This is a genomic window from Butyrivibrio fibrisolvens (assembly GCF_037113525.1).
GTDB classification, from domain to species: Bacteria; Bacillota; Clostridia; order Lachnospirales; family Lachnospiraceae; genus Butyrivibrio; species Butyrivibrio fibrisolvens.
Window position 1 is genome coordinate 126,440 of sequence record NZ_CP146963.1, and the last position, 20,589, is coordinate 147,028.

Annotated in this window: 15 protein-coding genes, 8 tRNA genes and 3 rRNA genes; all 26 read left to right on the forward strand. The window is 43.7% G+C overall.

The window, feature by feature from the left end; all coding sequences use genetic code 11:
- The first annotated feature begins 198 nt into the window (after positions 1-198).
- The 26 genes from WAA20_RS00470 to WAA20_RS00595 all read left to right on the forward strand — a co-directional run bounded on the left by WAA20_RS00470 (position 199) and on the right by WAA20_RS00595 (position 20,576).
- Positions 199-1,242, forward strand: coding sequence for a hypothetical protein (locus tag WAA20_RS00470; protein ID WP_073388230.1), 1,044 nt, complete (start codon positions 199-201; stop codon positions 1,240-1,242).
- Positions 1,232-2,494 (forward strand): CpaF family protein, encoded by a 1,263-nt coding sequence (locus WAA20_RS00475; protein WP_073388228.1) that lies wholly within the window; start codon positions 1,232-1,234, stop codon positions 2,492-2,494. The genes WAA20_RS00470 and WAA20_RS00475 overlap by 11 nt, the downstream gene beginning before the upstream one ends.
- Positions 2,418-3,209, forward strand: a complete 792-nt coding sequence (locus WAA20_RS00480) for a type II secretion system F family protein (RefSeq protein WP_073388226.1) — start codon at positions 2,418-2,420, stop codon at positions 3,207-3,209. The genes WAA20_RS00475 and WAA20_RS00480 overlap by 77 nt, the downstream gene beginning before the upstream one ends.
- 57 nt (positions 3,210-3,266) lie before the next feature.
- Entirely contained in the window at positions 3,267-4,739 is a 1,473-nt protein-coding gene (locus WAA20_RS00485; RefSeq protein ID WP_073388224.1) for a type II secretion system F family protein, read from the forward strand.
- 104 nt (positions 4,740-4,843) lie between these two features.
- Positions 4,844-5,095, forward strand: a complete 252-nt coding sequence (locus WAA20_RS00490; RefSeq protein WP_278308447.1) for a Flp1 family type IVb pilin — start codon at positions 4,844-4,846, stop codon at positions 5,093-5,095.
- Between the two features lie 33 nt (positions 5,096-5,128).
- Positions 5,129-6,691, forward strand: a complete 1,563-nt coding sequence (locus tag WAA20_RS00495) for a DUF5702 domain-containing protein (protein ID WP_073388222.1) — start codon at positions 5,129-5,131, stop codon at positions 6,689-6,691.
- Between the two features lie 35 nt (positions 6,692-6,726).
- Complete coding sequence (locus WAA20_RS00500; protein WP_167562726.1) at positions 6,727-7,689, forward strand: pilus assembly protein; 963 nt, start codon at positions 6,727-6,729, stop codon at positions 7,687-7,689.
- A 25-nt stretch (positions 7,690-7,714) separates the two neighbouring features.
- Complete coding sequence (locus tag WAA20_RS00505) at positions 7,715-8,146, forward strand: hypothetical protein (protein WP_073388218.1); 432 nt, start codon at positions 7,715-7,717, stop codon at positions 8,144-8,146.
- Positions 8,147-8,174: 28 nt separating this feature from the next.
- Positions 8,175-8,672, forward strand: a complete 498-nt coding sequence (locus tag WAA20_RS00510) for a TadE/TadG family type IV pilus assembly protein (protein ID WP_167562725.1) — start codon at positions 8,175-8,177, stop codon at positions 8,670-8,672.
- 100 nt (positions 8,673-8,772) lie between these two features.
- A complete protein-coding gene (locus WAA20_RS00515; RefSeq protein WP_073388216.1) occupies positions 8,773-10,296 on the forward strand; it encodes a DUF6382 domain-containing protein in 1,524 nt (507 codons plus the stop codon).
- Positions 10,297-10,426: 130 nt separating this feature from the next.
- Entirely contained in the window at positions 10,427-11,434 is a 1,008-nt protein-coding gene (locus WAA20_RS00520) for an SCP2 sterol-binding domain-containing protein (RefSeq protein ID WP_073388215.1), read from the forward strand.
- A gap of 37 nt (positions 11,435-11,471) precedes the next feature.
- Positions 11,472-12,128: a rhomboid family intramembrane serine protease gene (locus tag WAA20_RS00525; RefSeq protein WP_081373854.1), complete on the forward strand. Its 657-nt coding sequence runs from the start codon at positions 11,472-11,474 to the stop codon at positions 12,126-12,128.
- Positions 12,129-12,196: 68 nt separating this feature from the next.
- On the forward strand, positions 12,197-12,607 hold the full coding sequence (locus WAA20_RS00530; protein WP_073388214.1) for an HIT family protein: 411 nt from the start codon (positions 12,197-12,199) through the stop codon (positions 12,605-12,607).
- A gap of 98 nt (positions 12,608-12,705) precedes the next feature.
- The gene (locus tag WAA20_RS00535; protein WP_073388213.1) at positions 12,706-13,551 is read left to right on the forward strand and encodes a fumarate hydratase; all 846 of its coding nucleotides are present in this window, start codon (positions 12,706-12,708) and stop codon (positions 13,549-13,551) included.
- Positions 13,552-13,563: 12 nt separating this feature from the next.
- Positions 13,564-14,094: a Fe-S-containing hydro-lyase gene (locus WAA20_RS00540; RefSeq protein ID WP_073388212.1), complete on the forward strand. Its 531-nt coding sequence runs from the start codon at positions 13,564-13,566 to the stop codon at positions 14,092-14,094.
- Between the two features lie 191 nt (positions 14,095-14,285).
- A tRNA-Ser gene (locus tag WAA20_RS00545) sits at positions 14,286-14,373 on the forward strand.
- A 524-nt stretch (positions 14,374-14,897) separates the two neighbouring features.
- Positions 14,898-16,442, forward strand: a 16S ribosomal RNA gene (locus tag WAA20_RS00550).
- Positions 16,443-16,525: 83 nt separating this feature from the next.
- Positions 16,526-16,643: ribosomal RNA gene (gene rrf / locus WAA20_RS00555) — 5S ribosomal RNA — on the forward strand.
- Between the two features lie 5 nt (positions 16,644-16,648).
- Positions 16,649-16,721 (forward strand) — tRNA-Ala (locus WAA20_RS00560).
- Positions 16,722-16,968: 247 nt separating this feature from the next.
- Positions 16,969-19,884: ribosomal RNA gene (locus tag WAA20_RS00565) — 23S ribosomal RNA — on the forward strand.
- The 16S, 23S and 5S rRNA genes sit together here with 7 tRNA genes alongside, the layout of an rRNA operon.
- 98 nt (positions 19,885-19,982) lie before the next feature.
- Positions 19,983-20,056 (forward strand) — tRNA-Asp (locus tag WAA20_RS00570).
- Positions 20,057-20,097: 41 nt separating this feature from the next.
- Positions 20,098-20,170: transfer RNA gene (locus WAA20_RS00575), tRNA-Val, on the forward strand.
- Between the two features lie 36 nt (positions 20,171-20,206).
- A tRNA-Thr gene (locus tag WAA20_RS00580) sits at positions 20,207-20,279 on the forward strand.
- Positions 20,280-20,288: 9 nt separating this feature from the next.
- Positions 20,289-20,370: transfer RNA gene (locus tag WAA20_RS00585), tRNA-Tyr, on the forward strand.
- A gap of 53 nt (positions 20,371-20,423) precedes the next feature.
- Positions 20,424-20,497: transfer RNA gene (locus WAA20_RS00590), tRNA-Met, on the forward strand.
- A 6-nt stretch (positions 20,498-20,503) separates the two neighbouring features.
- Positions 20,504-20,576: transfer RNA gene (locus tag WAA20_RS00595), tRNA-Phe, on the forward strand.
- The last annotated feature ends 13 nt before the right edge of the window (positions 20,577-20,589 follow it).

Below are 20,589 nucleotides of genomic sequence, written 5' to 3' on the forward strand. Positions count from 1 at the left end.
ACGCAATAACGACCACAAAATAACCAAAATTAGAACTTGCGTTTCCATTTTACATCTGATAATATTGTCGCATCGAGTTCATTACGAACAAGATCACGAAATTCTTTCGTGAGAATAAATGGCATCGCCACTTATTCGATTCCCGATATTATTAAGATTTGGAAACGCAATTTTTTTGCGCCCTTTTGTGAGGAAGAAATGAGTAAAAGGAATATTATTGCTGTCTGCGATAACGAGGCAGACTACTGTTTCAGGCTGGATGAATATCTGCGCCGTAACTTAAAGCTCCCCTTCAGGATAGTAGACTTTACCAACGAAGAAGACCTGAAAGCTTATGATAATGAGCTTAAGAAGCAGACTATAGCGCTTGTAGTATCTCAATCTGTTTATGATAAGGTAGGAGATGCCGGATTTGAAAGACTTTTAATCTTAGAAGAGCCTTCAAAGGATGGAAGCTATAAAGAAGTCGAATCCTTAGACGATGATATTGAGATAAGATCCACCCCCAAATATCAGTCTATGGACAAGATAATGCAAAAGCTCATGGATTTTTGCATGGATAAGCCCGATACCTTAAGTTCAAAGCAAAGACAGGATGAAAAGCTTACCATATACGGCGTTTATTCTCCTGTAAAAAGGTGCGGACAGACAACCTTTGCCAAGGCGCTTGGCGAGATTCTTGGTCGAAACGGTCGAACACTTTATATGAATCTTGAAGCCTTTGCTACAGACCTTGGAATACATGCATCGCCCGGTCAGAACCTTCAGGATCTCCTCTATCATTTTGAAAATGATAAGCAAAGACTTTCCCTTTATCTTGAAAGAGTTTGCGTTAAGCAGGGAAATCTTGATATAGTTCCTCCTGCCACATCCTTCCTGACACTAAAGGGTATTGAAAAAGAAGAATGGATTCATCTCATTCAGGAAATAGAAAAAACAGGACTTTACAAGTACCTTGTCCTTGATCTTTCAGAGGTTGCTGACGGCTTTACAGATATCCTTTCCATGTGTGACCGCGTTTTTACCATAAGACGAAGCGACAGACAGTCACTAAGTAAGCTTGAAACCTATGGCAGGACAATACGTCTTTCAGGTAACGGACACATCCTTGATAAGAGCATGGTCTTCGACTTCCCTGACAATCTGATGGATGCAGGAAATCAGGCAATAGAAGTTTATGTAAATAACGTTCACGAAGCATCTAAGGAGCTTTCTGATAAGGAGGCACAAAATGCGAGCTGAACTTGAAACATTAAAGACAGACATAAGAAAAAGACTTGTTGCCTCCATGGACATGACAAGGGACATAAGCGATGAAGAGATCCTTGAGATGATAGACCGCGAAGTCATATCCTCCTGCAGCGATATGATAATGACTCTTTCTGAAAAAAGAACGCTCCGCTCTGAACTCTTTCATGCGATGCGAAAGCTTGACGTCCTCCAGGATCTTGTAGATGATCCTACTGTCACGGAGATCATGATCAATGGCAAAGATGACATCTTTATTGAAAAAAGCGGTCGCCTTTCCAAATATGATCTGACCTTTGAATCAAAAGAAAAGCTTGAAGATGTTATACAGAAGATTGTTGCAGGCTGTAACAGAGTTGTAAATGAGTCATCGCCGATAGTTGATGCAAGACTTGAAAACGGCTCACGTGTAAATATTGTACTTCCGCCCATAGCACTTAACGGTCCTATAGTAACAATAAGACGATTCCCGGACGAACCTATCAATATGAAAAAGCTTATAGGCTTTGGTTCAGTTCCCGAATATATAGTCAAAGATCTTCAGAGCCTTGTAAGAGCAGGCTATAACATTTTCATAAGCGGAGGAACAGGCTCCGGCAAAACAACCTTTCTTAATGCGTTGTCAGACAGTATCCCTTCAACTGATCGCGTCATCACGATCGAAGACAACGCTGAACTGCAGATTCTGCATGTTCCCAACATAGTAAAAATGGAATCCCGAAATGCCAATGTTGAAGGCTGCAGGGAGATATCAATAAGAGACCTTATAAAGTCAAGTCTTCGAATGCGCCCTGACAGGATAGTTGTGGGAGAAGTTCGCGGCGGAGAAGCTCTTGATATGGTACAGGCCATGAATACAGGACACGACGGCAGTATGAGTACAGGCCATGCTAACAGTGCCAAGGATATGCTTTCAAGACTTGAGACCATGATACTGATGGCTATGGACCTTCCTCTTCCTGCTATTAGAAGACAGCTTTCATCAGGAATAGACCTTATCGTACATCTTGGAAGGCTAAGAGACAGAAGCAGAAAGCTACTTGAAATCTGTGAAGTCCCGGGAGGCCTTAATGATGAAACTGGAGAAGTAAGACTGAATGTCCTGTGGCAGTATGTTGAAACAGGAGAAGATGAAAACGGCAAAGTTATAGGAGAGTGGAGGAAAACAGGTGAACTCGAAAACAGGGATAAGCTTAAAGCTGCCGGACTGGTACTCCCATCGGAAGCTCAAAGAGCTGCTTCGTAGGCCTCAGAAAGAGGATGTTCCTGCCATAATTGCAGGAATCGCTATCATAGCGGTCATAAGTTATCTTTTTTATCATTCCTTCTGGGCTTATGGAATTCTGTCTCCTCTCATTGTGCCCTTCGTAGATAAGATGCGCAAAGAGAGGAACATCAAAAGAAATCATGAGATAGGGCAGCAGTTCAAGGATGTACTCGTGTCCGTTTCAACCAGCCAGAAGGCAGGATATGCCTTGGAAAATGCCTTTGTAGTTGCTTACAAGGATATGAAAAAACTATATGGAGAACAGGCTCCAATATGTAAGGAACTAAGGCGTATCTGTAAGGGACTTAGAAATAATATCGTTCTTGAGGATCTTTTGTATGAGATGGGCGAAAGAACAGAAAACACCTATATAAGAGAATTTGCAAATGTGTTCTCGGTTGCCAAAAGAAGTGGCGGCAACATCACTCAGATGCTGGAAGAAACCGTTGCACAGATTACCATTCAGACAGATGTTGAAAAAGAGATCGACGTAATGATAAGCGCAGGCAAGATGGAAGCAAGAATAATGGAAGTTGTTCCGTTCGCCATAATGGCCTACGTCGGAATCATGAATCCGGGATTTTTTAACAGTCTGTATGACACTTTTGCAGGGGACGTCATCATGACAGTCTGCCTTGTGGTATATCTTGTGGCATATGCGGTCATTGAGAAGATCATAGACGTTAAAGTCTGATTTTAACGTCGCTTCAAAAGCCATGGACAATGGCAAAATTATTCGGGGAAACAGGGTATGGAATTTTATATAAAAACAGGAATATATGCACTTGTTCTTATTTCGATAATCGTGCTGTGTATTCTTTCCAAAGATGAAGAGCTTCCTGAAAGTATAGAGAACACCGGGATCTCCGGAGCCATATACAGGGCAGCAGGCTTTATCTATTCCAGGTTCATCAGAAGAAAAAGAGCTCTGGAAGTAAGCAGGATAAAGAATGATCTAAATACATTGAAGCCCACCAATAAAGGTGAAGAGCAGGCAGCAGAGTATTATATACAAAAAATAGGTCTTTCTATAGTAATAGTAGCTGCAGGATGTATCATAGCGATATTTCTTGCGGTCAAAAGTAATCAGGAACAGATCCTTGATAATCAGACAGGCTTATCCAGGGCATCTTACGGCGGAATGACAACTTCGCAGGATCTCGTTGCCGTAGGAAGCAATGGAGAAGAGATAGGAACCTATAATGTCAAAGTCGATGCAAGGCAGTATACAGATGAAGAATTAAACGTCATGTACAAAGAGCTTTCAGCTCGTATGGAAAAAATAATTCTTGCAGATAATAAATCTTTAGAGGAAGTTCATTCCGATCTAAATCTGGTTAATTCTATCGAAGGATATCCCTTCAAGATTCAATGGACATCAGATCAGTACAGAGTTCTGGGCTTTACCGGAGAAGTCAGAAATGATGAGGTTCCGGACGCAGGAATACTGGTTAATATCACAGCCAAATATACAGCGCAGGAACTTACCTTTGAGCAGAAGTTCAGCGTATATGTCTACCCTAAGATCCTTACCGCTGAGCAGGCCAGGGATCAGCATATGAAAGAGCTTATAGAAACAAACAGCGAAAACTCAGCAACAGGCGTATATCAGACACTTCCTGAGACCATGAACGATCAGAAGATCACATGGAAAAAGAACATCAAAGATAACAGCGTACTTATGATGCTATTTGTTCTTATAGTTGGAGTCCTCTTTTATTTCATTAAGGATGAACAGTTAAAAAACAGCATCAAGGAACGTGAAGAAGAAATGATAAAAGATTATTCCCAGATCATTTCAAAACTGGTCCTGTATCTTGGAGCGGGCATGACTGTTCGAAGCATATTTGAAAAGCTGTGCGTTGACTATGAAAAAAGTCTGAGTGAAGGCGGTCCAAAAAGATACGCCTACGAAGAAATAAGAGTCATGGTCAATGAGTTAAGGACAGGCGAATCAGAGACAAGAGCCTATGAGATGTTTGGACTCAGGTGCAGAAGTCAGCCATATACAAGACTTGTCAATCTGCTTTCCCAGAACCTTCGTAAGGGAAACAGCTCACTTCTTGCTCTCTTGAAGCAGGAAGCAGCCAAAGCCTCTGAAGAGAGACTTAACATAGCAAGAAAAGCCGGTGAGAAAGTAACCACAAGGCTTCTTGCACCTATGATGATGATGCTTGGAATAGTAATGGTGATCATCATGTACCCGGCATTCACATCGTTTTAATAAAAGGTAGCATGCAGAATCATTCAAAACTGTTCATTAGATTCAGTAAAGATCATTCTGCTTACTATAGAAAAATACTTTTTTTAACAAAAGGAGAAAAAGAAATGAAAAAAGTTATGGAAAACGCAAAAATGAAACTTGCTATTGCAAAGGCTGTTGCATCAAACCGTCTTGCATGCAGAAATCTTGACGCATCACTTGCTGATGACAACGCAGGAATGGGAACAATCGAGATCGTTCTTATCATCGTAGTTCTTATCGGACTTGTTCTTGTATTTAAGGAGAACATCAACGGAGTTCTTGAAACAGTATTCGGCACGATCGACAGTGGTGTAAGCCAGGCTGCAACATATTAATTTATTCGCAGCTGTAAGGACATGAGGTTGATCATGAATTCTAACACAGAAAGCTATTATTCTATGTCCCGGAAGAGGGATGACCAAAATGCTTCACTTACCGTCTTTATGGCTCTAATGCTTCCTATTCTTTTATCTCTTGTACTGGCGCTTTTTACAGGCGCCAGAATAAGAGCTGAAAAGATGAAGGTTGAGATAGTTACAGATATTTCAGGAAATGCAGTACTTGGCGAATATAACAGACCCCTTCGCGAGCAGTACGGTCTTTTGATGGTTGATACAGCCTATGACAAAGGTTCCCCTTCTTTGTCCAATATGACAGAAAGGCTTGATTATTACCTTAGTGCCAACACGGATGGAAACACTATTTCTGCCATAGGAGAATTTCTTCTTAATACCAGTAACTTCTCAGAATTATCTTTAGCAGATGTCAGCGTAGGTGAGTACACCTTTGCCGGTGATAACGGAAGCGCTGTAGTTCAAAGGCAGATCTTTTCATATCTTGAGTCAGAGCCTCTTGAAGGACTTCTTGGTGATGCCGAGGAAGCACAAAGCGGCAAAGCTGATGTCGAAGGAGAAGGCGCAGGCGGCGATGAGATAACCTTCCCTGATGAACTCATAAGCTTTTATGAAAAGATATCAGGATTATTCGATGATCATGCTAATGATGACATGGAAGGGCATACAGAGGGAGAACTGAATCTTGACGATGCCCAAGAAACCCAGGAGACCATGACAAGTCTTACCGGGCAGGATGCAGAAACGAAGAAATTCACGATCCTTGATCTTGTAATACCTTCTGGAGAAAGCGTATCAGATGCAAGCTTTGATGCAGGATCTGTTTATACAGGAAGAAGCGATAAGCTTACAGGCACAGGCCTTTCCGATAACTTTGATGCCAATCTTTTTGAAAACTTTGGTCTTTTCAATGTATATCTTTTTGAAAAGTTTGGATATTACAAACATGCCAAAGAAGGTTCACATCTTCAATATGAGATTGAATATCTCATAGGTAAAAAAACTACTGATAAAGGTAATCTTGCTGCAGTAGTATGGTGGCTTCTTGCTATAAGATTCGGAATTGATTTTGTGTATGCGTTAAATGCGTCAACAAAACCCGGACAATTTGTAACCTCGGTAAAAGAGCTATGTATGCTTATACCATTTATAGGAGCTGAGCTGTCAGTATTAGTTGGAATTGTTTTACCGGCAATCCTTGGTTTTATAGAGGCAAGAAACGATGTCGCAATGCTTATGTCAGGCGGCAAAGTTCCCATCCTTAAAACGGATGATTCCTGGAAGACCAATATTTGTTCGGGGCTACACGGAGTAACCGGTTCAAATGAAAGTGGACCTGAATATAAGGGATATCTTCTTATACTGATGCTCCTTCATGAAGCGATTGGATCTGTTGATGAGGAGACAAAGCGCATGATGGATATTATGGAACTTGATGTTCGAAAAGTAAGCGGATATGAAAATTTCAGGATAGACGGCTGCATTGATTGCTTTAAGGTCACAGCAACCTTCGACGGCGAGAGCGGTAATTCATATGAATTTACCAGATATTTTGGATATGAAGAAGCTCCTGAATAATGTCTTTTGCAAAAGAGGAAGGAGTAAAAAAGAAAATGTTAATGAAGCACTTGGGGATGTCCTTTTCGGACAAACGAAATAATCTGAATAAAATAAAAAAGCATAAGCCTCTCCGGGCAGAGCACAAAAGGCCCAAAAGGATATCGCCAGGTGCTGCCATTACACTTGAGGCATCGCTCCTTATTCCTCTTTTCCTGATGTTTTTTGTAACAGTATTCTCTCTTTTTGAGATGCTCAGGTTACAGAATGCAGTTGAGATGGCCCTTCACCAGACAGGTAATGAGATATGTCTTCTTCGATACGAAGCCGACATGGTATATCAGTTTGGCGAAGATGTCCTAAGTTCGGGCGATGAGAGCGATACCATATTCAATGATCTGGCCCAGATACCGGCTGAATACAAAACAGCAGGCAGAAATGTATTTGATGCAGGCGTTACCTATCTGATGGTACAAAATTATCTGAATCCTTCCAGTATTCTGGATACACCGATCCTTACAGGACAGATTGTGGTGGTTCCTCTAAACCTTACAAAAGAAGGTGAAGTTGGCCTGGAAGCGGTCTACTCTACACACCCGTATTTTAACTGTTTTGGTCTTTCGGATATCAGAATGGAAGCCAGATACTACGGTCATGACTGGTCGGGATTTGCCGTTGCATCTTCGGAAGAAGATGATGACGAAGAGGAAGATGTAGATGTCTATGTCTCCAGAAAAGCCGGAGCAGTATATCACATGGATAAGGGATGTACATATCTTACAAGAAATATTTCAAACTGCCCTTATGCAGATATAGATGAAAAAAGAAATAAAAGCGGAGCTATTTATTATCCATGTAAAACCTGCGGCGGCGGAACAGGAACAGTTTATTACACTGCTTACGGAACCAGATATCATAGTAGTCTTGATTGCAGCCAGCTGACCAGAGATATTATCACTCTGAAGCTGGAGACAGCTAAGGAACAGGGCTACACACCATGCTCCAAATGCGCACATTGATTTGGAAGATTTTTAGGAGATTAACATGCTTTTTATAATTTTGATGATGCTTATACTGCTGGTATCAGGAATCTATGATATCAAGAATAAAGCTGTATCAATGAAGATTTTGATCTTCGCCGGAATAGTATCAATTACTTGCGGAATCTGTCAGCTTCATTATGGCACGACAATATATTCCGAGATATGTTCCCTTATTCCGGGAGGAATAGTTCTTGCACTTGCTTATCTTTCCAAAGAGCAGATAGGCTACGGAGACGGACTTGTGATCCTTTCACTTGGCCCTGTATTTGGACTTATCAACGTTATTATCGGCCTTTGCGCTGCATTTGTGATATCAGCTTTGTTTTCAATAGCACTTCTGATATCCAAAAAGGCCGGGAAGAAGTCTCAGCTTCCGTTTCTTCCATTTCTGACAGCGGGAATGGGGGTAGTCTGTGCACTTTGCAGTATCTGATCTTTATCAAAATATAGAAGCTAAAATATTGAGGAAAAAAATAACGGATAGAAAAGATAGTAGTCAGAAAATAAGTAAGATCCAGAATGCTTATCTTACTGTTGAACTGGCACTTATTTTCCCGGTAATACTCCTGGTCATAGTTCTTGTCGTTCACTGGGGATTCATGATGTACGACAGAGTCATAATGTCTCAGGATGCTTATCTTCTTGCCTTAAGGGGAGCAGTGATATCGGACGAAGAGCCTGAACAGTATGCACTTGAGAACAGCGATTGGCAGTTTGGCGCCTGGTATTTTGGAAGTCCCAAACCGACTGTTCAGACGTCAAGCGACTGGCTTCTTAATACAGTCGAAGTTACCCTTTCGATGGAAACCTATCACGGAGGAACTAGTTATTACAGCATAAACCCTCAGGGGAAATGGGCATCATCAATTTCCTGGAAGGCTGATTATACAAGACCTTCCAAAAGAGTACGACTTTTTACAAGAGCATATGACCTGTACAAAGTTTTAACATCAGAATAAGGAGTTTAAAAATTACATTTTTAAACTCTAGAAGTGGTGTCGCGAGCTCCACCACTTCCAAGCATTAGCAAATCTTTTTACTCGCGACATGAGGTTAGGTATGAATTACAATATTCGATATGAGAGAGATCTTTCTCACAATTACATAGTTATGGATCTTGGCGATAAGGATACGGGGGATTACAGGTACAAAATGCTGGAAGCCCAGAAGACAAAGGGACTTATGGCCTGCAGCGTCAGAAGCATCAACTCAGATTCCTTCCTGTATTATGAAGCCGACGGACTTAGAAGCATGGGCGACAGATTTGCAAGCAGAGGAATGAATTCACAGCAGCTGATGGACTTTTTTGCAGATCTTGAAAAAGTATGTCTTGATATGTCTGAGTATCTACTTGATGAAGACAGCCTTGTAATGACAATGGATACAGTAATGGTCAATCTTGTTGATGGCCACTTCCGTTTCCTTTGTCTTCCCGGAGATAACAGAGAAGACATCGAGACTTTTGCGATCGAACTTACAGATAAGGTTGATCATAATGATGACAGAGCAGTAAATGCAGCATATGAGTTCTGTTCCCTTGTAGAAGAGAACGGTTACAACCTTTCTACGATCGCAGGAATGATGAAGAGTAAGATGTCTGAATTTGCAAAACCTCAGGAAGTAGCTCATCCAAGGCAGCAGTGCATGGCACAGGGCATGGATGACAGTCTTGAAAGCAGCAAAGCGGTAGCCACAGCTCATCCTGATTTCTACGAAGATTTTGATGAAGACGATGAGAATACTTCAAAAGCATCTAAGAAAGCTTCTAAGAAAGATAAGAATGAATCAGATATAAAGAGTCTATATATCTTTTCTATACTTTCTATAATAATAGGGATGATCGGAGTTGCTATAAGATATCTGTATGTCCTTTCTCCAAGAGAAAACATAATATCCCTTTCTGTAATAGCTGTTACATTCATCATGGGTATTGCAGCTCTTATCTTTGCAGATCGTAAGAAAAAATCCATCGAGATGAAAGAGATCGATGACAATATAAAAACAGAAATGTCCAATGTCAAAAAGAAAAAGGAAGCTGAGAAAAAGCGCAGAAAAGCAAAGTCTTATGACGATGATGATTTTGATATAGATGAAGATTTTTCAAAAAGCTTTTGTCCGTCCAGTCCTTCTTTTGCAAGATCTGATGAAAAGGCTTTTGGGGCAGCAGCTTCACCAGTACTGATGCCTAACCTTCAGATGTTTGCTTCAAGACAGGAACCAGCCAGACAAAGCAAACTATCCATGACAAGCGACATTGGAACAACTGTACTTGATGCTCCAAAGATTAAGACTAGTGGCCGTCTTTACAGCCGGGGCCTTGATAACTGTATTCAGATTAGTACAGACAAGCTTCCTCTTACAATAGGCAAGATGGAAGGCTGTGTTGATTTTGTCATTCCCAATAAGACGATCAGCAGAATCCATGCACGCTTGTTCGAACAAAGCGGAGATATGTACCTTATCGATCTTGGATCCACCAATGGAACATATCATAACGGATGCAGACTCCAGGCCCAGAAGGCGGTCAGAATAGTACCTGGCGACGAAGTCAGACTCTCTGATATTGTTTTTGATTATAGATAAATATGATATACTAAATTATGTGTAGGGATTTGTAGGACATAGTTTAGATATGTCCTGAGATACAGGGATATGGTAGCTCCATTGCAATTGCATGGAGCTTATCTTCATATTACGGAGGGGCACATAATCCATGAAGATCAACATTTACTACGGAGGCCGCGGCATTGTTGATGATCCGTCTTTATACGTTATTAGCAGGATGACGGATGTTCTTAAGGAACTTAATGTCGATGTGGCCAGTTTTAATCTCTTTGATCAGAAAAGCGGTATCACAGCATTGCCTAACACGCTCAAGGATGCTGACGGCATTATCCTTGCGTCTACAGTTGAATGGTACGGCATTGGAGGATATCTCATGGAGTTCCTTGATGCATGCTGGCTTTATGGCGACAAAGACAAGATAAGCCACATGTATATGATGCCTGTTGTCATGTCCACAACATACGGTGAGCGCGATGGCGTCACCAGCCTTGAGACAGCCTGGGAGATACTGGGCGGTCTTCCTTGTGACGGCGTGTGTGGCTATATCGCTGACACTTCACTTTTCGACAGTAATCCCGATTACATCCGCCTTATAGAAAAAAAGGCTGAGAATTTCTATAGAACAATTTCCCAGAAAATAACTGCGCTTCCTGCAAGTAATCAGGTGGTAAAACAAAAAGTATCTCTTACAAAGAGTGTGGATCTGACTCCCCAAGAGTCTGAACAGCTGTCCAAATACGTATCTGACGACAGGTATGTGCAGACCCAGAAAGCAGATATTCAGGAACTGTCATCACTGTTCAGAGATAAGCTCAAAAATGATGAGCGCACATCAACACCTGAAGAATATATAGATCTTTTCAAAAAACATTTCAAAACAGATACCCAAGTCAAAGGAACATATGCTATAACAGTAACAGACAGGCCGGTAATGAAGACTATACTGTTTGACGTAGGAACATCTCTTTTGGCAGAGGTCATTTCTTCTGAAAGAAATGGAATAGATGTTGTGCTTCAGATGACGCAGGAGTCTTTGGATCAGATAGTCACAGGCCGCATGACCTTCCAAAGAGCTTTTATGGCCGGCAATATGAAAATGAAAGGTGACTTTAAGCTTCTCCGCGGACTTGATCAGATATTTGATTTTGGAGCGTGAGCTAAGCTTAAGATAAAAAGGTTAGTATCTGTAATTTATGGCAAAATATGATCAACAATGGTATAGAAACTTTTACGGGCGATATCTTACAGCTTTTGTTATGCTGATGCTCGTGATCGTTAATGTTTTGTTTTTTATCTGTCAGATAATGTATGGCGATCTGCTCACAGACAAAGGCGCTCTTGATACCTACAGCGTCTTTTCTAAGGATGAGTGGTACAGACTTATTACCGCTACATTTCTTCATGCTGACATATCGCATCTTCTTTCCAATATGGTAGGCCTGTTCTTTATAGGAGGGCTTATTGAGATAAGTGTCGGACACCTTGGATTTGCCCTCGTATATCTTTTATCAGGAATAGGCGGCAATGTAATATCTATCTTATATGAAAAAATGTTCATGCTCGACCGCTACTCAATTGGCGCAAGCGGCGGAGTATACGGACTTGTCGGAGCTGTACTTGTTCTTTCTATATATGAAAAGATAAGGAAAGTACCTGATAATGAAGTAGGAGCCCCTTCAAGTAACCTGGTTTACAGAGGCGCATTTGTAGTGCTTTTCATGGTTGCTTCAGGTTTTGCACAGCAGAACATAAATAACGCAGCCCACATAGGCGGCCTTATAATAGGAATGATCGTAAGTTTTCTTTTGGTACTTATTAAGGGAAAAAAGATTAAACCTATGGAACTTTGATCTTAGTATTTAATAGAGATATTAATACTTCACGTATATAGAACTATACAATTTAAAAGGAGAGACGTATGAAAAACGATAACTGTATTTTCTGTAAACTAGCTAATGGGGATATCCCTACCAATTCAATCTATGAAGATGACATGTTCAATGTGATTCTCGATAATGGCCCGGCCAACCTCGGACATGCTCTTATCCTTCCAAAGGATCACTACGCAAATATCTTTGAGATTCCTGAAGAAACGCTTGGAAAAGCAATGATCCTTGGAAAAAAAGTTGCAGAAAGGCTTAAAGACAAGCTCGAGTGCGATGGCGTTAACCTTGTACAGAACAATGGCGCAGCTGCAGGACAGACCGTAGATCACTTCCATCTTCATGTTATTCCACGTTATACAAACGATGGTCAGTCCATTGTATGGAAACCAAAGGAACCCGAAGATGACAAGCTTCGTGACATCTGCAGCCAGCTTAAATTTTGATTGAATCAAGAAGGCGGCTATATAATTAGCTGCCTTTTACTATGTTTAAGTGTCAAAAGTAATTTTTATCTCTATGAATTATTGTCCGGAATGAGGAAATTATGCGAGAAATAGATGTAAAAGATATAACAACAGCAGTAAAGGAGATGGTCATTGATGCCAATTACCATCTTTCTCCTGATATGGAAAAAATACTTAATGAAAAAGCTTCTACTGAAAAGTCCGAACTTGGAAGAAGCATTCTTTCTCAGCTTCAGAAGAATCTTCAGATAGCGGATGCTGACAAGATACCGATCTGCCAGGATACAGGAATGGCAGTTATCTTTATCAAAGTAGGTCAGGAAGTTCACCTTGTCGGAGGAAACGTGACAGACGCCATTAATGAAGGCGTAAGACAGGGCTATACAGAAGGCTATCTTAGAAAATCTGTCGTAGGCGATCCCCTTATAAGACAAAATACAAATGATAATACACCAGCTGTGATCCACTATGAAATAGTAGAAGGAGACAAGGTCGAGATAACATGCGCACCTAAAGGTTTTGGAAGCGAGAACATGAGTAAAGTCTATATGCTCAAACCTGCAGACGGCGAAGAAGGCGTCAAGAACGCCATCCTTCATGCCGTAAAGGATGCAGGCCCTAACGCATGCCCTCCTATGGTCGTAGGCGTAGGAATAGGCGGTACCTTTGAAAAGTGTGCCATCATGGCCAAACAAGCCCTTACAAGGGAAGTTGGCAAGCACTCAGATATACCATATGTTAAAGATATGGAAGAAGAGATGCTTGAGAAGATCAATCAGACAGGTATCGGCCCCGGAGGTCTTGGCGGCTCAACAACAGCCCTTGCAGTCAATATCAACACCTATGCAACCCACATAGCAGGACTACCGGTAGCAGTAAATATCTGCTGTCACGTTAACAGACACATATCAAGAACTCTATAAATGAGGTTGAAAATGGAATATTATATAAACGCTCCACTTACTAAAGAAGACGCCATAAAGCTCAGGGCTGGTGACATGATCTATATCACAGGAACTATATATACAGCCAGAGACGCAGCTCACAAAAGAATGTCAGAAGCACTTGCAAAGGGAGAAGAGCTACCTTTAGAGCTTAAAGACAATATCATATATTATATGGGACCATCTCCTGCAAGACCCGGAAGACCCATAGGATCAGCAGGCCCCACAACAGCCAGCAGAATGGATAAATACGCTCCAAGTCTCCTTGACCTGGGACTCAGAGGCATGATAGGTAAAGGTAAAAGGACACAAGAAGTAAAAGATGCAATAGTCCGAAACGACGCAGTATACTTTGCAGCAATAGGCGGTGCCGGGGCTCTTCTGTCAAAAGCTATAACATCTGCTACAGTTATCGCTTATGATGATCTGGGAACAGAAGCAATAAGAAAACTTGAAGTAGAGAACTTTCCATGCATAGTCGTAATAGACAGTGAGGGAACAAATCTTTACGAACAGGTATAGTAACGTAATAGTTTTAAAACATTTTTTACTGATTTATGCCTAAAGTCATTGACAAAAGTTAAAACTCATCTGTATAATAAGTGTTGCGTCGCAGAGGAAGTACTTCGATATACGAGGTAGTATGATCGGCTTCCAAAGTGATGTAGAACCAAATATATATACCGTTTGGTAGAGTGGTAACTCAGGCATATGGAGAAATACTCAAGTGGCTGAAGAGGCGCCCCTGCTAAGGGTGTAGACCGGGCGACCGGTGCGCGGGTTCAAATCCCGCTTTCTCCGTTTTCGATTTAATGCTTTTGCATGAAGAGAATCTTGAGAAGTTTACAAGATTCTTTTTTTGTCCCTTAAATATAGGTGATCAGATCACTTATATAGGAAGAAAAAGAAAATCGAAAAAAGATGTTGACAAGAGATCAACATCAAGATATAATCAATTTCGCTGTCGCAAATAAAACAGTTTCACGAAGGGCCGGGAGGTCACTTACGAAGCGGTTTGACAGCAAAAAAGATTTTAAAAAAGTTCTTGACAAACCAATGACAACGAGTTAAGATATAACACGTTGCGGCGGACAAGCCAAGACACAGTGCTTCTGAAAGAAGTACCAAGCACTTTGACAACTTAACAGTAATGCAACCCTGAAAATTCCAGTTCTTCTTAAATAAGAAGGACAGAATGTTCAGAAGAACAAAAACCAAAGTAAATTTTTGATGGTTTAGCCACCATCAAGCTGTCGAGAGATCGACAGAGGAGCAGAATTATTCTGATTAAGTCAGTGTAACTCTGAACCGGAAAGAACAAACATTAAAGTGAGAGTTCGATCCTGGCTCAGGATGAACGCTGGCGGCGTGCCTAACACATGCAAGTCGAACGGAGTTATTCGCTGATGAAGCTTCGGCAGAATCTTGAATAACTTAGTGGCGGACGGGTGAGTAACGCGTGGGTAACCTGCCTCATACAGGGGGATAGCAGTTGGAAACGACTGATAACACCGCATAAGCGCACAGCGTCGCATGACACAGTGTGAAAATATTTATAGGTATGAGATGGACCCGCGTCTGATTAGCTAGTTGGTGAGGTAACGGCCCACCAAGGCGACGATCAGTAGCCGGCCTGAGAGGGCGGACGGCCACATTGGGACTGAGACACGGCCCAAACTCCTACGGGAGGCAGCAGTGGGGGATATTGCACAATGGGCGAAAGCCTGATGCAGCGACGCCGCGTGAGTGAAGAAGTATTTCGGTATGTAAAGCTCTATCAGCAGGGAAGAAAGACCTCGTAAGAGGGGATGACGACGCCTGAGTAAGAAGCCCCGGCTAACTACGTGCCAGCAGCCGCGGTAATACGTAGGGGGCAAGCGTTATCCGGATTTACTGGGTGTAAAGGGAGCGTAGACGGTGTATCAAGTCTGAAGTGAAACCCCACGGCTCAACCGTGGGCTTGCTTTGGAAACTGGTAGACTAGAGTACTGGAGAGGTAAGCGGAATTCCTGGTGTAGTAGTGAAATGCGTAGATATCAGGAAGAACATCAGTGGCGAAGGCGGCTTACTGGACAGCAACTGACGTTGAGGCTCGAAGGCGTGGGGAGCAAACAGGATTAGATACCCTGGTAGTCCACGCAGTAAACGATGAATACTAGGTGTTGGGAGACATAGTCTTTCAGTGCCGGCGCTAACGCAATAAGTATTCCACCTGGGGAGTACGTTCGCAAGAATGAAACTCAAAGGAATTGACGGGGACCCGCACAAGCGGTGGAGCATGTGGTTTAATTCGAAGCAACGCGAAGAACCTTACCAAATCTTGAGATCCAGATGAATGATGGGTAATGCCATCAGTCCTTCGGGACATCTGAGACAGGTGGTGCATGGTTGTCGTCAGCTCGTGTCGTGAGATGTTGGGTCAAGTCCCGCAACGAGCGCAACCCTTGTCCATAGTAGCCAGCAGTAAGATGGGCACTCTATGGAGACTGCCAGGGATAACCTGGAGGAAGGTGGGGATGACGTCAAATCATCATGCCCCTTATGATTTGGGCCACACACGTGCTACAATGTCGTAACAAAGGGAAGCAACCCTGCGAAGGTGAGCAAATCCCAAAAATAACGACCCAGTTCGGACTGTAGGCTGCAACCCGCCTGCACGAAGCTGGAATCGCTAGTAATCGCAGATCAGAATGCTGCGGTGAATACGTTCCCGGGTCTTGTACACACCGCCCGTCACACCATGGGAGTCGGAAATGCCCAAAGTCAGTGGCCTAACCGTAAGGAGGGAGCTGCCTAAGGCAGGTCGGATAACTGGGGTGAAGTCGTAACAAGGTAGCCGTAGGAGAACCTGCGGCTGGATCACCTCCTTTCTAAGGAAAATAAAGAAGGAAGAAGTAGGGAGTTGCATTACTGTTTAGTTGTTAAAGGCGATGAACCTTTAAAACAGAATATTTCTGGTGACGATGCGCTTCGGGGAAACACCCGTTCCCATCTCGAACACGACGGTTAAGACCTTAGCGGCCGAAAGTACTATACTGGTAACGGTATGGGAGGATAGGTGGTTGCCAGATTTAATGGGGGTGTAGCTCAGTTGGGAGAGCACCTGCCTTGCAAGCAGGGGGTCAAGAGTTCGAATCTCTCCATCTCCATTCGAGATAGTAATCTATCTCATATTGTTCCTTGAAAACCGAATACTGAAATATAGATTATATCTAGTCATACCAAATGATTAAGATATGTTCTATGTCCAAACCAAAATCAAGACATCAAAATGATGAATTTATTCATCAAAAACCATTTCTAAAGAAATGGGCACTGACTATAACATATCGCTGTGTTATAGGTCAGAAGAGAATCCAGAATGATCGAAAGATCAGGACTGATTCCTACGTAACTGGTTAAGTTATGTAGGGCGCAGGGCGGATGCCTTGGCACTAAGAGCCGATGAAAGACGTGATAAGCTGCGAAAAGCTGCGGGGAGAGGCAAATACTTCATGATCCGCAGATATCTGAATGGGGCAACCTAACTAGGAAGTACCTAGTTGACCTTAACTGAATCCATAGGTTAAGGCCGGGAACCCGGTGAACTGAAACATCTAAGTAGCCGGAGGAAGAGAAAACAAAAGTGATTCCGTAAGTAGCGGCGAGCGAACGCGGAAGAGCCCAAACCAGAGAGCTTGCTTTCTGGGGTTCGGACTGTATAATCGATTCAAGTCTGCTAACAGAAAGGTCCTGGAAAGACCTGCCAGAGAACGTGAAAGCCGTGTATGTGAAAGTGGATGAGACGAGACAGAATCCAGAGTAGGACGAGACACGTGAAACCTTGTCTGAATGAGCGGGGACCACCCCGTAAGGCTAAATACTACTTAGTGACCGATAGCGCATAGTACCGTGAGGGAAAGGTGAAAAGGACCCCGGGAGGGGAGTGAAAGAGAACCTGAAACCCTGTGCCTGCAAGCTGCGAAAGCTCTATATACGAGTGATCGCGTACTTTTTGTAGAACGGTCCGGCGAGTTATGTGTACCGGCAAGGTTAAGTATCTAAGATACGTAAGCCGAAGGGAAACCAAGTGTGAATAGTGCGACTAGTCAGTATACATAGACCCGAAACCGGGTGATCTATCCATGGACAGGATGAAGCGGCCGTAAAAGGCTGTGGAGGTCCGAACGCACATCCGTTGAAAAGGGTGGCGATGAGCTGTGGATAGGGGAGAAATTCCAATCGAACTCGGAGATAGCTGGTTCTCCCCGAAATAGCTTTAGGGCTAGCCTTGTAGCGTGCCTGTTGGAGGTAGAGCACTGAATATCCGCGGGGGCTTCACCGCTTACCAAAGATTATCAAACTGCGAATGCCAGTCAGGTTTAGCACAGGAGTCAGACTGCACGAGATAAGTTGGGCAGTCAAAAGGGAAACAGCCCAGATCTACGGCTAAGGTCCCAAAGTACGTGTTAAGTGGAAAAGGATGTGGGATTTCATAGACAGCTAGGATGTTGGCTCAGAAGCAGCCATCCATTCAAAGAGTGCGTAATAGCTCACTAGCCGAGAGGTCCTGCGCCGAAAATTACCGGGGCTAAAACACGACACCGAAGCCTAGGGATTGTTTGTATCTACGGGTATAAGCGATCGGTAGGGGAGCATTCATAAGAGCGTTGAAACTGTACCGATAAGGAGCAGCGGAGCGTTATGAAGAGAGAATGCCGGAATGAGTAGCGAGATGAGGGTGAGAATCCCTCAGGCCGAATATCCAAGGATTCCAGGGTAAAGCTGATCTGCCCTGGGGAAGTCGGGGCCTAAGACGAGGCCGAAAGGCGTAGCCGATGGACAGCAGGTTGATATTCCTGCACCAGATATCATCAGAACTGTGGGGACACAGGTAACAGGGACAGCCCGGGAGAGCAGCCCGGGGCAAGCATGGCGCGAGGCCAGGGAGAAACCCCTTGGTAGGATTGTGCTGTGTGATGCGGAGCGAAATAAAGTAGTGAAGTGTCCGGAGGACCTGTCGAGAAAAGCCGCTATAGTGTGATATCTGCCCGTACCGTAAACCGACACAGGTGGATGAGGAGAGAATCCTAAGGCCGACGGAAGAAGCATTGCTAAGGAACTCGGCAAAATGTACCCGTAACTTCGGGATAAGGGTAGCCTTCATGTATGAGTACATGAAGGCCGCAGAGAAGAGGCTCAAGCAACTGTTTAGCAAAAACACAGGTCTATGCGAAACCGAAAGGTGAAGTATATGGGCTGACGCCTGCCCGGTGCTGGAAGGTTAAGAGGAGAGGTTAGAGCAATCGAAGCTTTGAATTTAAGCCCCAGTAAACGGCGGCCGTAACTATAACGGTCCTAAGGTAGCGAAATTCCTTGTCGGGTAAGTTCCGACCCGCACGAAAGGCGTAATGATTTGAGTACTGTCTCGGCAATGCATCCGGTGAAATTGAAGTGCCAGTGAAGATGCTGGCTACCCGCGCCAGGACGGAAAGACCCCATGGAGCTTTACTCCAGCTTGATACTGGGATCCGGTATTGTATGTACAGGATAGGTGGGAGGCTAAGAAGTGATGACGTCAGTTGTCATGGAGCCGCTGTTGGGATACCACCCTTACCGTACTGGATTTCTAACCATGGACCGTGAAACCGGTCCGGGGACAATGTCTGGCGGGGAGTTTGACTGGGGCGGTCGCCTCCGAAAGAGTATCGGAGGCGCTCAAAGGTTCCTTCAGGATGGACGGAAACCATCCGAAGAGTGCAAAGGCATAAGGGAGCCTGACTGTGACACCGACGGGTGGAACAGGTACGAAAGTAGGACTTAGTGATCCGGTGGCAGAACGTGGGATTGCCATCGCTCAACGGATAAAAGCTACCCTGGGGATAACAGGCTTATCACTCCCAAGAGTTCACATCGACGGAGTGGTTTGGCACCTCGATGTCGGCTCATCACATCCTGGGGCTGTAGCAGGTCCCAAGGGTTGGGCTGTTCGCCCATTAAAGTGGTACGCGAGCTGGGTTCAGAACGTCGTGAGACAGTTCGGTCCCTATCCGGCGCGGGCGTAGGATATCTGAGAGGAGCTGTCCTTAGTACGAGAGGACCGGGATGGACGGACCGCTGGTGTATCTGCTGCGAAGGCAATCGCATAAGGCAGGGTAGCCAAGTCTGGCAGGGATAAACGCTGAAGGCATCTAAGCGTGAAGCCCCCCTCAAGATGAGATATCCCCACGCAAGTGGTAAGACCCCTTGGAGAGTACGAGGTTGATAGGCACAAGGTGTAAGAGTGGTAACATTCTCAGCTGATGTGTACTAATAGGTCGAGGACTTAACCAAAAAGTCTTGAAAAAAACTTCAAAAAAGTGGTTGACAACATAGAAACAAAGTGATAAAATCTTCAGTGTTCGGTCTTCAGGGAACAATAAAGTAAATAAGGCCCGGTGGCTCAGTTGGTTAGAGCGCCGCCCTGTCACGGCGGAGGTCATGGGTTCGAGCCCCATTCGGGTCGTTCTTCTACAGAACATTGTAGAAGTCCAGCAAACTTAATACGGGATCTTAGCTCAGCTGGGAGAGCATCTGCCTTACAAGCAGAGGGTCACAGGTTCGAGCCCTGTAGGTCCCACTCTTTAGAAGAAATTCTAAAGATATTTTATGAAACGCCGATGTGGCTCAATTGGCAGAGCAGCTGATTTGTAATCAGCAGGTTAACGGTTCGAGTCCGCTCATCGGCTTTTTCATAAGGGTGGCTTCCCGAGTGGCCAAAGGGGACAGACTGTAAATCTGCTGCAAATTGCTTCGGTGGTTCGAATCCACCGCCACCCACTTGAAAACTTAATAATTTGGAAATAGTGGGAGTTCTTGAAGAACTTCAATGACGCGGGGTGGAGCAGTCTGGAAGCTCGTCGGGCTCATAACCCGAAGGTCATAGGTTCAAATCCTGTCCCCGCTACTCTGTGCCTTGATAGCTCAGTTGGTAGAGCAACGGACTGAAAATCCGTGTGTCACCGGTTCGATTCCTGTTCAAGGCACTTTTTTTAATTA